The sequence below is a fragment of the Shewanella sp. SM29 genome (assembly GCF_025654245.1).
In the GTDB taxonomy this organism is placed as follows: domain Bacteria; phylum Pseudomonadota; class Gammaproteobacteria; order Enterobacterales; family Shewanellaceae; genus Shewanella; species Shewanella oncorhynchi.
In genome coordinates, this window is the sequence record NZ_JAKKRN010000011.1 from 50,175 (window position 1) to 66,231 (window position 16,057).

At 47.9% G+C, this 16,057-nt stretch carries 12 protein-coding genes; 1 reads left to right on the forward strand and 11 read right to left on the reverse strand.

From position 1 onward, the window contains the following. Positions 1-33: 33 nt before the first annotated feature. The 5 genes from truA to fabB all read right to left on the reverse strand — a co-directional run bounded on the left by truA (position 34) and on the right by fabB (position 8,058). A complete protein-coding gene (gene truA, locus L5L77_RS09620) occupies positions 34-819 on the reverse strand; it encodes a tRNA pseudouridine(38-40) synthase TruA (protein ID WP_263184850.1) in 786 nt (261 codons plus the stop codon). A gap of 102 nt (positions 820-921) precedes the next feature. After that, a complete protein-coding gene (locus L5L77_RS09625; protein ID WP_263222644.1) occupies positions 922-4,359 on the reverse strand; it encodes a FimV/HubP family polar landmark protein in 3,438 nt (1,145 codons plus the stop codon). Between the two features lie 177 nt (positions 4,360-4,536). Then, positions 4,537-5,553: an aspartate-semialdehyde dehydrogenase gene (locus L5L77_RS09630; RefSeq protein ID WP_263184852.1), complete on the reverse strand. Its 1,017-nt coding sequence runs from the start codon at positions 5,551-5,553 to the stop codon at positions 4,537-4,539. 2 nt (positions 5,554-5,555) lie between these two features. Further along, positions 5,556-6,686: a 4-phosphoerythronate dehydrogenase gene (locus L5L77_RS09635; protein ID WP_263222645.1), complete on the reverse strand. Its 1,131-nt coding sequence runs from the start codon at positions 6,684-6,686 to the stop codon at positions 5,556-5,558. 160 nt (positions 6,687-6,846) lie between these two features. Next, a complete protein-coding gene (gene fabB, locus L5L77_RS09640; RefSeq protein WP_041408164.1) occupies positions 6,847-8,058 on the reverse strand; it encodes a beta-ketoacyl-ACP synthase I in 1,212 nt (403 codons plus the stop codon). Positions 8,059-8,196: 138 nt separating this feature from the next. Here fabB and mnmC point away from each other — a divergent pair, with 138 nt between their 5' ends. Next, the gene (gene mnmC, locus L5L77_RS09645; protein ID WP_263222648.1) at positions 8,197-10,239 is read left to right on the forward strand and encodes an FAD-dependent 5-carboxymethylaminomethyl-2-thiouridine(34) oxidoreductase MnmC; all 2,043 of its coding nucleotides are present in this window, start codon (positions 8,197-8,199) and stop codon (positions 10,237-10,239) included. 96 nt (positions 10,240-10,335) lie between these two features. On the opposite strand, the gene L5L77_RS09650 is transcribed toward mnmC, so the two are convergent. The 6 genes from L5L77_RS09650 to prmB all read right to left on the reverse strand — a co-directional run bounded on the left by L5L77_RS09650 (position 10,336) and on the right by prmB (position 16,032). Beyond that, positions 10,336-11,109, reverse strand: coding sequence for an RNA methyltransferase (locus L5L77_RS09650; RefSeq protein ID WP_263184855.1), 774 nt, complete (start codon positions 11,107-11,109; stop codon positions 10,336-10,338). Continuing rightward, positions 11,099-11,383, reverse strand: coding sequence for a YfcL family protein (locus tag L5L77_RS09655; protein ID WP_263184856.1), 285 nt, complete (start codon positions 11,381-11,383; stop codon positions 11,099-11,101). The genes L5L77_RS09650 and L5L77_RS09655 overlap by 11 nt, the downstream gene beginning before the upstream one ends. A gap of 4 nt (positions 11,384-11,387) precedes the next feature. Then, on the reverse strand, positions 11,388-12,566 hold the full coding sequence (locus tag L5L77_RS09660; protein ID WP_263184857.1) for an ATP-NAD kinase family protein: 1,179 nt from the start codon (positions 12,564-12,566) through the stop codon (positions 11,388-11,390). 60 nt (positions 12,567-12,626) lie between these two features. Further along, a complete protein-coding gene (locus L5L77_RS09665) occupies positions 12,627-13,802 on the reverse strand; it encodes an MFS transporter (RefSeq protein ID WP_263184858.1) in 1,176 nt (391 codons plus the stop codon). Positions 13,803-13,868: 66 nt separating this feature from the next. Then, on the reverse strand, positions 13,869-14,963 hold the full coding sequence (gene aroC / locus L5L77_RS09670; protein WP_028761043.1) for a chorismate synthase: 1,095 nt from the start codon (positions 14,961-14,963) through the stop codon (positions 13,869-13,871). A gap of 124 nt (positions 14,964-15,087) precedes the next feature. Continuing rightward, positions 15,088-16,032, reverse strand: a complete 945-nt coding sequence (gene prmB, locus L5L77_RS09675) for a 50S ribosomal protein L3 N(5)-glutamine methyltransferase (RefSeq protein WP_173496395.1) — start codon at positions 16,030-16,032, stop codon at positions 15,088-15,090. Positions 16,033-16,057: the final 25 nt, after the last annotated feature.

Here is a 16,057-nt window from a genome sequence, read left to right on the forward strand (position 1 = left end):
CTCGTATTCGATTATCTCTCAAATAAGATCTTTTCAATCCAACATGAATAATGGCCCAATGGCGAGCTTAGGTAATTGATATTGTTCTGGATAAGTCACATCAACTAAATAGAGTCCATGGGGTTTAGCCGTTGCTGCGGCTTGGTTTCTGTCTTTTAACGCGAGCAAATCGCCCATCCAAGTCAGTGGCTGATTACCTAGACCGATTTCTAACAATGAACCGACAATATTGCGCACCATGTGATGCAAGAAAGCATTCGCAGCGATATCAACAATCACATACATACCTTGGCGCGTGACATTAACGCAATGCACATTACGAAACGGTGTTTTCGACTGACACTGGACAGCGCGAAAGCTGGTAAAATCCTGCTCACCCAAGAGTGCCTGTGCCGCTTGGTGCATTTTGTCAGCATCGATATTGCCGTGATAATGGCTTACACCATGGCGTAAAATCCCAGGCCGAAAAGTGTGATTATAAATCACATAGCGGTAGCGTCTGGCGGTGGCCGAAAAGCGCGCATGGAAACTGTCGTCGACTTCTTTGACCCAACGAACGGCAATATTGTCGGGCAAATTAGCATTCACCCCTAAGGTCCATGCGCCTTCATTACGAATAGCATTGGTTTCAAAATGGACCACTTGGCCTGTGGCATGCACGCCCGCATCGGTACGGCCAGCGCAGAAGACGCCGATAGGCTCATTGGCCACTATCGATAACGCCCGTTCTAATTGCCCTTGTACTGAATCGACTTCGGCCTGACGTTGCCAGCCAAAATAACCATTACCGTCATATTCAATACCTAATGCAATCCGCATCCACTTATCCTCACAATTGATTTAGCGGCGCATTTTATCACAGCAGCCCATAAAAAAAACGGCGCTGAAGGCGCCGTTAGATTGAAACACTCTCAACCGGGATTAACTAATCTCTTTGAGCAAACGTCCAGCTTCATCCTGCTGGCGCTCGTTACCGTCAATTTGCACTTCTTTGAGCAGGGCTTTCGCACTGTCGCTGTCGTCAATTTCGATATAAGCACGCGCTAAATCCAGCTTAGCGTTGACTGAGTTTTCTTCATCATCAACATCGATCATCGCGGCATCACCGATTAAGGCACCGACATCACTCATCTCAACGTCAACTTCCGAATACAAATCGGTATCAGCCCCCTCTTCATCGGCATCATTCAGCAACTTGTCGATGTCGATAAAACCGTTTTCATTTTGAAAACTGGTTAAATCATGGTCAGGAACAAACTTTTTCTGCGCTTTTCGCGACTCCTGGGCATCGAGTGCAGCCAAGGCTTCATCGACGGTAAGATTATGATCATCGACCAGAGAGAAACTGTCTTCCGACGTCAACACATCTTCATCGTCATAATCTGTATTGGCTGTAAAAGCGGCGAGCACATTATCGTCACTTAAGTCTAGCCCTTGCTCAAGGTCCAAATCATCCGCGTCTTCTTTGATATCAAGTTTAAAATCTTCACTAAAATCAATATCGTTACGCGTAGCCTTAATGGGCTTCTCTTGAGAAGCATAATCGACCGCTGTGGCATCTTTGTTAGGCTCAACATCATTAGCCGTTACATCTGCTTGCGTTGCCGCAGGCTTAGCCTTAGGCGCAAAATCTAGCTCTGAGTCCCAATCGAGCACATGGGGATCTTTGCTCTTATTGGCTTTTAAATCATTAAAGAAAGAAGATTCTTTTTCTTTAACACTGGCCGCGGCTGCAGCAGCGGCCAAAGTGACTGCGGCCGTCGCTAATACATCTGCGTCGTTATCGTCACTCAATTCCTCGACTAATGTAAAAGTATCATCGGTGCCATCGATAGAGTGAGCCGCACCAATGCCTTTAAGTAAATTATCTTCGTCAACTGAATTGTCTTCTGAATCGAGCTGCGCCGTTTCCATATCGAAGTCGAATTCATCTTCATCGGCATCCAATTGCTCCGGCACATCAAACTCAGCTAAGAGTGCATCTAAATCATCATCACCTGACGCTTCACCTTTTATGTCTTCCGGTAACGAAGCTTCTAATTCTGCTGCGATTTCTGCACTGATATCATCATCTTCGGCATCGACTTTGAGTTCAGGCTCAGCATCAAAACTCGCCAGTAGTGAATCAATATCATCGGATTCTTCTACGCCTAATTCATTAAGCTCATCGTCTAACTCAGCGGCAATTTCAGCACGAATATCGGGCTCGACTTCAGGTTCAACCGCTGGCGTCGGTTTATCAAAATCCGCTAACAGAGCATCAATATCATCGGTATCTTCCACACCCAGCTCATCAAGCTCAGCGTTTAACTCTGCGGCAATTTCAGCGCCGAGGTCGGGTTCAACTTCAGGTTCTGCTGGTTTATCGAAATCGGCTAACAGGGCGTCAATGTCGTCGGTATCTTCTACGCCCAGTTCATTAAGCTCAGTGTCTAGCTCTGCGGCAATTTCAGCACCGAGATCAGGTTCAACTTCAGGTTCTACTGGTTTATCGAAATCGGCTAACAGGGCATCGATGTCATCGGTGTCTTCTACGCCCAGTTCATTAAGCTCCGCATCTAGTTCAGCAGCAATTTCAGCGCCAAGATCAGGCTCGACTTCAGGTTCAGCGGCTGGCGTTGGTTTATCGAAATCAGCCAATAAGGCATCGATATCATCAACGTCTTCTCCACCAAGTTCATCATCTAAATCATCACCGAGTTCTGCCGCGATGGCAGCACTGAGATCTTCATCATCAGACGCAACAACGTCTGGTGCAGGCGCTTGTGCAATCTCAGTATCTTCTGCAGGAACACTAAACTCGGCAAGTAATGCATCAAGATCATCGTCATCCGCGATGGCTTCATCGGCAGGTTTAGTGTCTGCGACTTCAACATCATTCAGCTTAGAAGTAACATCATTACTGTCATCTTCTTGAGCTAAATCGCTCGCAAAGTTACGCTCTAATTCACTTAAATCCTCTTCGGCTTCGGTGCTGTCTTCAGAAGTGCTGTCGTCAGAACCTAGGCCCGCTAATAGTGCATCAAGATCGGCTTCCTCAAGAATATTGCCAGATTTAGGTTTCTCCTCAACAATATCCTCTTCCTGATCGCCCATGGCTTCGGCCCACAGGTCATCAAGAGATTGCCCTTCGTCTTCAACCTCTGGTTCGGCAGAGATCCCCGGATCGACAAACATTTCAGAAGCCATATCCATCTGATCGTGGGAGTCAGTCAAATCTTGCTCAGGTTGTAAATCGACACTGCCCATATCAAGAAGACTATCGATGGAGTCCGCATGGTCAGAATCTAAATGTACCGCCATATCGTCTAAATCGTCATCATCCATGTCCATGATGGCGGTACCCGCAATCCCAGCGGCACCGGCGGCCATAACCGCTTCTTGTGTCTGCATTTCACGACGTTCTTTATTGCGTTTACGGCGCAGGAACCAGAACACAGCAAGCAGTAAGAACAAGGCAGGGATCACAGCCGCGGCAATCAATAACACAGGACTATTAAGGATATTGCGCCACAAGTCATCGGGCTCAATCGGTGCCTCTGCCTCTACTTCAGCTTCAACAGCTGTCGTCTCTGGCACTTGCGCAGCTTCAACTTCGGCTTTCAAGGCTTGGTTTTGTAGTTTACTGGCTTGAAGTGTTTCTTCCAGCACAGCAATCCGTTGATTTAATTCTTCAACTTTAACTTTTAGCGCTTCAACATCTGAAGTGCGAACTGACAGTTGATCTTGCGTGCGGGCTAATTCATCGGTTAATGACAGATTTTTGCTTTCTGCCGCTTCTAACCGCGCCGTCACATCTGAACTCAGCATCTTGGGCTTTTCTGGAACAGGTGTTTCAGCAACCGCTTTAGGTGGTGTCACTTTCGTTTCAACAATCACCGCAGGAGCCGTGACTGGCGCTTTTGCTGTCGTCACCTTAGCTGGCGGTTTAGACGTTGCTTTCGCCGGAGCCCGAGATTGTCTATCACTTTGCTCTGCTCTGGCTATCGCCATACGATTGGGGATCGACAGCATGACTTCTTTAGACGGAATGAGCAGGATCATACCGCGTTCTAAACTGTTATAACTGGCAGAGTTAAACGCATGAGGGTTAGCATCGTATAAGGCGGCCATCACCTGATAGACGCTTACACTGGCATCAGGACGGACTTTTTGCGCTATGCTCCAAAAAGTGTCTTTCGATGTCGTTGGACCATATTGATGGTTAACTTGACGGATCTGTCCGTCTGGCCCCATGATTTTTAAGGGTTTTAATCTTGGTGTATCTGCAGCAACGGCGGGATCAATAAAATAAGCGGTAGAAGAAACAGCTAAAACAGTGGCCATTAGACCCACAAGATACGAAGTGCGAAATTTCATCAATCCTTCCCTTTGAAGCGCTATAAAGTTATCTCACTGATAACAGGCTTTAGGCAATTGTATTTATTGAGATTACTATAAACCAGAAATCCCCGCCCTGCTACTGTTCACAATTGTAAAACAAAAAAAGCCTGCTGACAGCAGGCTTTTCAATGGGCATCAAATGCAATCTAATGCTTAGTAATAATCTCTCACTAAGATCTCGGCAATTTGCACACTGTTCAAGGCTGCGCCTTTACGAATATTGTCTGACACGACCCACAAGTTAATCCCGTGAGAATGAGAAATATCCTTACGAATGCGACCCACATAAACCGGATCGGTTCCTGCGGCATCTGTCACTACTGTTGGATAATCATCATCGGATTCAAACAATACCACTCCTTCGGCATTACGCAGTAAAGCTTTAACGTCTTCGGCATCAACAGGCTGACGAGTTTCGATATTAATGGCTTCCGAGTGACCATAAAACACAGGCACACGTACGGCGGTCGCATTCACTAAAATCTCATCGTCACCGAAAATCTTCTGGGTTTCCCAGACCATTTTCATTTCTTCTTTGGTATAGCCGTTATCCATAAATTTATCGATTTGTGGCAATACGTTAAAAGCAATTTGTTTTGGATAGACTTCAGCGTCAGCAGGTAAACCTTGCAATAATTTAGTGCACTGATGCGCTAATTCTTCAATGGCTTTTTTACCTGTGCCCGATACTGACTGGTACGTTGCCACATTAATGCGGCTGATACCATAGGCATCATAAATAGGCTTAAGTGCCACCAGCATTTGAATGGTTGAGCAATTTGGGTTAGCAATGATATTGCGATTGCGGAAATCAGCGATAGCATGCGGATTCACTTCAGGTACAACCAAAGGAATATCGATGTCGTATCTAAAGTGAGAGGTGTTATCAATCACAACACAGCCTGCTTCAGCGGCAATCGGTGCCCATTTGGCGGAAACATCACCTCCTGCAGAGAAGAAACCAATTTGAGCTTGGGTCCAATCGAAGGTTTCTACGTCGAGAATGGTAATTTGTTTGCCATGAAAGCTGACCGTTTCACCGGCGCTGCGGCTACTGGCTAAAGGGTACAAATTGGCAACCGGGAAATTACGCTCTTCGAGGATCTCTATCATAGTTTGACCCACTGCGCCCGATGCACCTAAAACGACAACATTAAATTCCTGTGACATAGCTACTGACCGACTCCTGAAAAACCTAAATTGGACAACCAATCTACCTCAGATTGACCGTCATAAGCCAGCGCCAATGCACTAAATTCGCGTCTATGTTGGTGATTTTTTCTCATAGTGTCGAAGCCATTCTCATTTAAGAATGTATTTCTGAACATCTTGTCATCATCGCGCAAATCATAGACAAAACGCGCGAGCTGTAATAACGCTTTTTCATTCGGCGCGGTCGCAAGTTCGACCGCCTTAATGTTAAAGCTTGGCAAGAGATCCAGCAGACTTTTATCGGCAGCAATATTAAGTAACTGACACAGCTTTTGATAGAGCATAAAAGTGCCGCGCGCCTTACCTTCTAAGCTGTAACCTGCAATATGCGGCGTGGCAAATTCAGCCAGTGGCACCAGTTCAGGCATCGGTGTTGGCTCGCCTTCCCACACATCGAGTACAAGTTTGAGATCATCACGCTGGCGTTTAACTCTGACAAGTGCTTTGTTATCTATCACATCACCGCGGCAGCAATTCACTAACCATGTATTGGGTTTGAGCGCCTTTAAGCGCGCCTCATCGAACAAATGTTTGGTTTTATGCTCGCCCGTGCGCGTGATGGGCACATGCAAACTGATGATATCAGCCTGCGCCATGATGGTTTCTAAGCTCACAAAACTACGCGGATCGCCCTCTGCAGCTTTAATGGGATCGTTAAGCAGTACTTTAATACCATAGGCTTGCAAACATTTTGCCGTTGCAGTGCCAGTGTTACCCGCGCCCACTATGCCGACGACCTTGCCCTTAAGCGGCGAATTAAAGCGCTGCGCCAACTCCAGCATAGCGATAAAAGCAAACTCCCCAACCGCAGTCGCATTGCAACCTGGCGCATTAGAGAAGGGAATATTTCGCTCGGCAAGGTAGGCTAAATCCACATGATCTGTGCCTATGGTGGCACTGCCGACAAATTTCAGTTGATGATTGTCCGAGAGCAACTCGGCATTCACTTTGGTGACTGAGCGCACTAATAACACATCGGCATCGCGCACTTGCACTGCGGTTAACGTGCGGCCATTAACAGGAATAATTTCCCCGAGATCGCCAAATAGCGGTTCAACATAGGGCATATTTTCATCGACTAAAATCTTCATGGGCACCTGATCTAAAAAAAGTGGGAATGGAAGGCATCAAGATGCTCGGTATTCTAACAAGACTAATGGGATAAATCCTTGTCGATGCAACAGGTTTACAAAAAATGCCCATAAAAAAGGGAAGCCTAAGCTTCCCTTCTATCGCGTTTGATAAACAAACTTATTTGAATTTACGCATCACTAGCGTGGCGTTTGTACCGCCAAAACCAAAGCTGTTACTCATGACTGTATTCAGCTCAGCATCGCGATATTCACGCACGATAGGCATATCTTTCGCCGCTTCGTCCAGATTTTCGATATTGATGCTTGGGGCAATAAAGCTGTTTTCCATCATGATTAAGCTGTAAATCGCTTCATGTACGCCTGCGGCGCCTAATGCATGACCTGTCATAGACTTAGTCGATGCAATCGGTGGGCACTTGTCTTTGAAAACTTCACGTAGCGCTTCTAATTCACGCACGTCGCCCACTGGCGTTGAAGTGCCGTGAGTGTTGATGTAATCGATTGGGGTATCGACATCCATCATCGCCATTTGCATACAACGCACAGCGCCTTCACCCGATGGCGCCACCATGTCATAACCGTCTGAAGACGCGCCATAACCAATCACTTCAGCGTAAATTTTTGCGCCGCGAGCCAGAGCATGCTCTAACTCTTCAACCACTAAAATACCGCCGCCGCCAGAAATCACAAAACCATCACGGTCTGCATCATAGGTACGAGAGGCTTTTTCGGGTGTGGCATTGTACTTGGTTGACAGTGCGCCCATAGCGTCGAAGCCCATGGTCAGTGTCCAATCCACTTCTTCAGCACCACCGGCAAACACCATGTCTTGCTTACCCATTTGGATAAGTTCAACGGCGTGACCAATACAGTGGGCGCTGGTTGCACAGGCTGAACTGATAGAATAATTCATGCCTTTAATTTTAAATGGCGTGGCTAAACAAGCGCTGGCCGTGCTCGACATGATGCGAGGCACAATATACGGACCTACGCGTTTAACGCCTTTTTCACGCAATGTATCGGCAGATTGTACTTGGTTAGACGATGATGCGCCGCCTGTACCCACAATCAAACCTACGCGCGGATCTGAATACTGCTCTTCAGTTAAATTGGCATCGGCAACCGCTTCTTGCATAGCAATGTAGGCATAAGCTGCCGCATCACCCATAAAACGCAATGCCTTACGATCGATATGCTCAGCAGGGTTTAACTTGATGTCACCCCATACATGGCTACGTAATTGCATCTCTTCAAACTGAGCTGAATGCGTAATACCACTGCGGCCCGCTTTCAGTGACTCGGTCACTTCTTGCTTGTTATTACCGATACTTGAAACAACACCCATTCCGGTGATCACGACTCTTTTCATTTTATTGCTATCCATTGTGTACATGTCAGTACCTACTTTTCGCTGAGCCAATAGTATCTGTTTTGACTCAATTAAGTGGTCAGCTTTCCATAAAGGCGAGTAAAATAATGCCAATTATGAGACCGAGAGTAAATTTCTTTGACTGCAGAGCCCAATAAACCTTGCCAAATTAAGCGCGATTACCCGCAATTAATCAACCTTTATCCCGCAACAGCTCACACTGATGCACACTATCTCAGCAAGTTGAGCATTTATCAGCAGCGGATATTTGAGGCTCATTCACAGCAAAAACTCTTAGTATTAGGGCAAATGGGTTTAGGCAACGGGCTTGAACTCTTATCTTGGTGGCGCACTCAGACGAATCCTAACCAACGATTACTCCTTAACGTATTCGAACCCAATCCGATTAATGCGTACGAACTTAAATTACTTTGGGATCAATCCGCCAGTTTAACCAAAGTGCCTGAACTTGAGCCACTTGCCCAACGCTTACTTCATACAGAGCCGACAGCTATTATAGGTTGTCAGAGATTAATTTTTGATGACGGTCGTACCACAATCGACCTGCACTTTGGTGATATTCAATCCCAGCTCAGTTCACTTATCCATTCTCCGCTTCACCCCGTTCAGCACTGGCTGGTATTGCCCCATCTACAAAATGGGTTAAATCAGCAGATCCATTGGCAGATCGCAAAACTCAGTGACGATAGCGCCACAGTTGCAACGATTGGATCAAACGAATCAAGCGGATTAAGCGAAACTCCTGTGAGCCGTTTCCAAGCCTGCGGCTTTGAGGAGAGGGATTTTACCTGCGCTGCAATACAGACAAACCATCAGCCTGATGCCATTTTGTTACACGAGCGCCACGTCTTACGCCAGCAAGATGCTAAAGCCTATGCCTTTAATCCTATGGCTGCAATCTTACCCTCGGACGCGCCCAGCTCGATTGCCATCATAGGCGGCGGGTTAGCCTCGGCGCATTTGGCACTATCTTTGGCGGAACGCGGCCAAAGTACACAGCTCTTTTGTAAAGATGCCAAGCTTGGCCAAGGCGCTTCGGGCAACCGCCAAGGAGCGATTTATCCACTGCTGACCCCAGAAAATGATGAATTAAGCCGCTTCTTCCAGCAGGCATTCTTATTTAGCCGCCGTAGAGTGCAGGCGCTGACATCTGTCCCCGCCCCAAATCAAACGCCGATTTCCCATGATTTTTGCGGGGTATTGCAAACTGCCCACGATGAACGCAGCCAATTACGACTCGATAAAATTATTCAAAGCCAGAACTGGCCAAGTGAGATTGCCTATCGAGTCGATGCGCAGCAGGCCAATTCTCTTGCGAACATTAATATCGACAAATCAGGCTTTTTCTATCCGCTGGCTGGCTGGGTGTGTCCCTACGAATATGCCGAAGCCGCACTACAAAAAGCGCAGCAGCTTACCGAGGTCAAACTCCATTTGGAGACTGAGATCCTTGAAATTGAGTATCAAAGTGAAGGTTGGTATCTAATCACCACTAAGCATCGCTTTGGCCCCTTTGCACAACTTGTGCTCGCCAATGGCGCAGCGCTCACGCAATTTAATACCAGCAACAAATTACAAATTAGCCCTTTTCGCGGCCAAGTCAGCCATGTGCCCGCTCAGTTTCAATTGAGTCAACTCGCGACTGTGCTGTGCGCCAACGGTTATTTAACCCCGAGTCACCAAGGACTCCACTGCCTTGGCGCAAGTTACGTTAAAGAGCCTGAACATTTAGATTTTTGCCCGCAGGAACAACAAGAAAACCTCATGAAAATGCACGAGAGTTATCCCAATCAGCCTTGGCTTGAAGATATCGACATGAGTGGCAACAATGCCCGTGTTGGCGTGCGTATGGTCACGCGGGATCATTTCCCTATGATGGGCTGCGCGCCCGATGTGGCGAAAATCCTTGAGGATTATGCGCAACATCAACTCACTAAAGAGAGTCGCCACTACTGGCAAACCACGCCAGCGCCGGTGCATCAAGGACTGTATATTCTTGGTGGGTTAGGCTCACGGGGACTCAGTTCTGGGCCACTGGCCGCCGAATGTCTCGCGGCGCAGCTTTGCGGTGAGCCAATACCACTCGATAAAGCGACTCTGTGTAAACTCAACCCCAATCGCATGTGGCTGCGAAAATTGCTCAAGGGCAAAGCGCTCTAGGCAATCAATCGCTAGAAAAATAACGTTTTTGAGCGCGATAAAAAAGGGATTAAGCCATGGCTTAATCCCTTTTTAAAAATGTTATTTTTAAACCAATTAAGCTGCTGTGATGGCTATCGCGTTATCAATGCTGCTAGGTTCAAGGCTGCTAGACCCGACACTACTGGATTCAACATGTCGAGGTTTTCGCGGCGCTCTGGGCACTTTCACCCGAGTACGATTGTTGTTATCACGACTCTGACGGATGAGCGCATCGCCGCTTAAGTTCGAAGGTAGACCAGATGCTAGGCTCGATGTCAGGCTTGCAGCCTCACGGTGGGATTTAGCTAATCTGTCGTATAACAGCACATTGACCGAAGCCGCAAGATTCATGCACCCGACCGTAGGCACATACACTACGGCATCGGCTTTATCGATAATCTCTTGGCCAATGGTGCCATCTTCAGGACCAAACACATAAAAGGCTTTCGCGGGATGGACAAAATCCGGCAGCGGCGTTGCGCCCACCACCAAATCGACACAGATAAGCTGAGTGTCCGCCGGAATCGCGGCTAACAATGAAGTGACGCCCGTGAGCGGAATGCGCTCGCCAGCATCTTTAGTATCGACATGGTATTGCACTGCACCCGAACGCGCGGCTAACTCGTAGCGCCTGCCAGTGTAAAATACGCCATCGACGCCATAACAACCCGATGCGCGCATAATGCCACCGACGTTAACGGGTGTTTTAGGATTCACTAAACCGATAAATACCGCGCTAGCATCGAGAGCTTGCTCACTGGCTAATTCAGCACTCGGCATTTCTACACTCGTTACTTCGGTATTAGTCACTTGCTCGTTGTCAGTCATCGGCTGGGAGCTAGGCAACATCAAATTCGCCTACAATCCATGCATGCAGCTGTGCCCATGCCAGTTCAACCAAGGCATAATCGGCATCGTTTAATTCTTGGCGCGCGAGCGCTAGACAGTCGGTCATTTTTAGCATTAACGCATCAAGATCCGTTTCACCCTGCGCTTCCAATTGCGACAACACTACGGCCACATGGCCCTGTAAATAGCCACAGGCAAACAAAGCATCGTCATCACCATGGCTAACAACGCTGGCGATCCACTGTTCTAATGCGTCTTCGTAATGCTCTAACATGGGTCTAACTCTCCATTAATACTGGATTGGCCGACACATCTGCTGCGACCAATAAATCTGGATTGGCCACCTGATACATGACGTAATCATGGTAGCCCGTCGTCACTTTATAGTAGCCGCCAAGCTCGCTATCTAATTTAGGGTCGCCACTATCCACAATTAGTGGTCGTCCATCAAGTGCTTTTAGCTTAGTTTTTGTGGCAAGGATAATAATATTGTCTTTTCCGATGCGCCGAATGAGCTCGGGCGACAACTGTTGATTACCGCGCCCTAAGATATGGCCTTGGCCACCAATTAAGGTAATCACCAGCTTAGTCGGCTTATCTTGGGTCAATTCGAGTAATTTATTCGCGGTTAAGTCACTGCCAACAAGGTTTTTATTTTGAATGAGCTCAACACCGAGCAGGGTATTATCGAGGCCTAACTCTTCCATCACAAAGGCAACCGTACTGCCAGAGCCCATGATGTACAGTTCATCTTCCATTTGATTGATCACATCGGCGGCGATATCGGCCAGCACGAGTTCATCGACTTCCTTGCCGCCCATCTTCACCGCTTGCACATAGCGCGGCTCGGCGGGCACTAAGAGCTCACCAAATCGTTTAGCGCGCACTGTACCTTGGCGAAAAGCCACTTCGTCAATATCCATCACATCGGCGGACATCAAACTGACAAGTTCGCCATCGAGTAACATCTTGACCACCATGCCAGACGCATGGGGCGTAATGCCGTAAACGCCGGAATGAATTTTCACCCCAGCAGGCACACCGAGCACAGGGAGTTTGTCGTCGATAGTGGCTTGTTCAAAGACGGAGTAAACATCGCGGGCCGTGCCATCGCCACCGGCAAAAAGGAGTAAATCCAGCGGTTCATCCAGCAGCGCACGCACAACGGCCTGCGTATCCAGTGCCTGAGTTTTATCCGGAGTTTGATACACCACTCGCGTGGTAAAACCGAGTGTTTTAGCGGCGTCTTCACCCATGATGCCTGAAGCGGTAATGACTTCAATGTCATCACTATAATCACGGATAACCTCGAGGGCCTGCATCATACGCAAGGCGGCTTTGGGTTCAGCGCCTAAGGCGAGCGCTTCTTCGGCAACGCCATCGCTGCCCTTAAGACCAACACTGCCACCTAAGCCAGCCAACGGATTGACAACTAACCCTAAACGAAACCGAATCACCCTTTACCTCACTTAACGCAATCTTTTGATTTTTTTATATTTTTATCTTAATGGATATGACTAGACCCCATGGGCTGCAACACTCGGTTTATCCTTAGGGATAAAGAATACCGCCAGCATAGCGGCAAAGGCGCATACTGCGGCAAATACCCAAGACCAAACCGCCCCGCTACCATCGCCCCAAATATAGCCGCAAATCCAAGTACCGAGCGCGCCGCCAACTCCAAAACTTAAGCTGGCATACAAGGCTTGACCTTGGCTTCTGTGACTCGCATCGAAATGTTTATGCACAAATTGAATCGATGCGGCGTGGGTTAAACCAAAGGTAAAGGCATGTAATAATTGGCTAAAACCTAGCCACAACACGCTATCTACCCCAAAGGCAACCAATAACCAACGTAGACAAGTCATGCCGATGCTGACAATCAATAAGGTATTCACGCCATAGCGGCCGAGTAAACGCGGCGCGAACATAAACATCACGATCTCGGCCATAGCGCCAAGGGCGACAAATATGCCCGCCGAGGATTCGGAGTAACCCGCTTGCTTTAAATATAAGACGAAGAAGCCGTAGAAAGGTCCCGCGCTCATTTGCAGCAACATGGCCGAGACTAAGAACCAAATAATCGCCCGATTCCATTGCAATGGCGGCCGCACTTGGCTGGTGTCGCGCACTAAACGATTTGCTGGTAGTGGCAACGCACTGGCTAACATGCCGATAAATAATGACAAACCGATATAAGGCAGCACTTCTGTGCCCCACTGACCAATGGCAAAGCCCGCACCGACAACAAGACAGATATAACCGACACTGCCCCAACTGCGAATTTGACCGTAGCGGCTGGCATTCTCGCCTAAGGTTTCTAAGGTGATCACTTCAAGCTGGGCGAGGATCGCATTCCAAAAGAAAGTATAGAGGGCCAAACTCAGCGCCATATACACAAAACCACCATGATAGAAGAAACTCAAATACGCCAGCGCGGCGGCTCCCGCGCCCATTTTGATCAGCTCGGCGCGCATCCCAGTACGGTCAGCCACTTTAGCCCACACATTCGGCGCAACAATGCGCGTCGCCATCAGGATGGCGAGTAAAAAGCCAATTTCTTGAGGATTAAAACCGCGATTTTCGAAGAAGACCCCAAGATAAGGGACCATAGTGCCGAGAATAGAAAAGAAGAAAAAATAGCAGGCACAAAGCCAGCGCAATTGCCGGCTTGTGCTAGAAGAAGTTGACATTAACGCATTCCATTTATCTCATGCCACTCATTGTATCGTTATCGCATACCAGCTATTTCATGCCACTTATCGCATACCAAGCACTGGCGTATGACTACGCACATCCTGATTTTGCGCTCTGTGTCTTAATAAGTGATCCATCAACACAATGGCAAGCATAGCTTCGGCAATCGGTACCGCGCGGATCCCAACACAAGGATCGTGACGACCTTTAGTGACCACTTCGGCCATTTCACCCTGCGCCGTCATACTTTGACCTGGCACACTGATGCTTGATGTGGGTTTTAACGCAATATGGGCAATAATCGGCTGACCCGACGAAATCCCACCGAGTACACCGCCCGCATGGTTGGATTCAAAGCCTTGCGGCGACATTAAGTCACGCCCTTCGGAGCCCTTTTGCGTCACGACACCAAAACCATCACCAATCTCAACACCTTTGACGGCATTAATACCCATCAGCGCGTGGGCGATATCGGCATCGAGTCTATCAAATACTGGCTCACCTAAACCCACTGGCACACCTGTCGCGATAACGGAGATTTTCGCGCCAATCGAGTCACCGGATTTTTTCAGCTCTCGCATGTATTCATCGAGCGCTTCCAGCTTGCTAGCATCGGGGAAGAAAAAGGCATTTTGCTCGATTTGGTCAAGATCAATGGTCTGCGCACAAATAGGACCCAGCTGCGACATATAGCCGTAGATCTCGATACCGTGAACTTGCTTTAAATACTTTTTAGCCACAGCACCCGCCGCAACCCGCATCGCAGTTTCACGGGCTGAAGAGCGGCCACCACCGCGGTAGTCACGCATACCGTACTTTTGCTGGTAGGTATAATCGGCGTGCCCAGGGCGAAATAAATCTTTGATATTAGAGTAATCTTGACTGCGTTGATCGGTATTTTCAATCAAGAGTCCAATCGAGGTGCCCGTGGTTTTACCTTCGAAGACGCCGGATAAAATCCGCACTTCATCGGGCTCACGGCGTGCCGTGGTATATCGGGATGTCCCAGGACGACGGCGGTCAAGATCGTGCTGCATATCGGCTTCGGTTAATTCAAGCCCAGGAGGGCAACCATCAATAATGCAACCCAGTGCAACACCGTGACTCTCACCAAACGTCGTCACTACAAAATTTTGACCAATACTGTTTCCAGACATCCGCTTTGTACACCTTAGGTTATTTGTTCATCGCTCCGTGTCCAGCGAGTACTGGACAATTTATTTTCCCGCTGCAAGCCTAACTGGCAGCGGGAAAAGTCTCAACCTAATTTGCTATCTTAGGCTATTGTGCGTCGCGATAAATGCCGAACACTGACTGATTTTCGACCAGTTGATCGCGGGTCAATACAAATACGCCATCGCCGCCATTTTCAAAGTTAATCCAAGTGAATGGCACTTCTGGGAACTGCTCAATCAAATGCACCATAGAATTACCGACTTCGACTACGAGTAAACCCGTTGGCGTGAGGTATTGCGCGGCATTGGCGAGTATACGCTTGGTTAAATCTAACCCGTCGCGACCTGAAGCTAAACCAATGGCTGGCTCATGGTGATATTCATCAGGCATGTCGCCAATGTCTTCAGCATCCACATAAGGTGGGTTTGAAACAATCAAATCATACTGAGGCCCTTCTGGGATGGCCGAAAACAGATCCGATTGCATCGGGAAAACTCTGTCCATCACACCTAAGGTTTCGATATTGATTTGCGCCACATCTAAGGCATCTTCGCTGATATCCAGCGCATCGACTTCGGCGTCTTCAAATTCATAGGCACAGGCAATCGCGATACAAGCGCTGCCAGTACATAAATCTAAAACACGTGTGACTGGCTTGTTATATAACCAAGGGCTAAAACGGTTAGCGATCATTTCCGCAATCGGTGAGCGTGGCACTAACACGCGCTCATCAACGTAAAACTCAAGCCCAGCAAAACGCGCTTTATTGGTCAAGTAAGGCACAGGTAAGCGTTCTCTCACCCGACGAATGATCAACTCGACAATTTTATGCTTTTCACTGCTGGTCAAGTTACTTAAAATCACTTGCTGACCGATTTCTTCGGGTAAGTGTAAGGCATGGAAAACTAAGGCGATAGCTTCATCCCACGCGTTATCAGTACCATGACCATAATACACATTGGCATCGTTAAAACGGCTCACGGCCCAACGTAACATATCGCCAATAGTACGTAATTCTGTCACAGCTTCATCTACAAAGATCTTATCCAAAACGTGCTCCCGCTAGTTTGTTCGC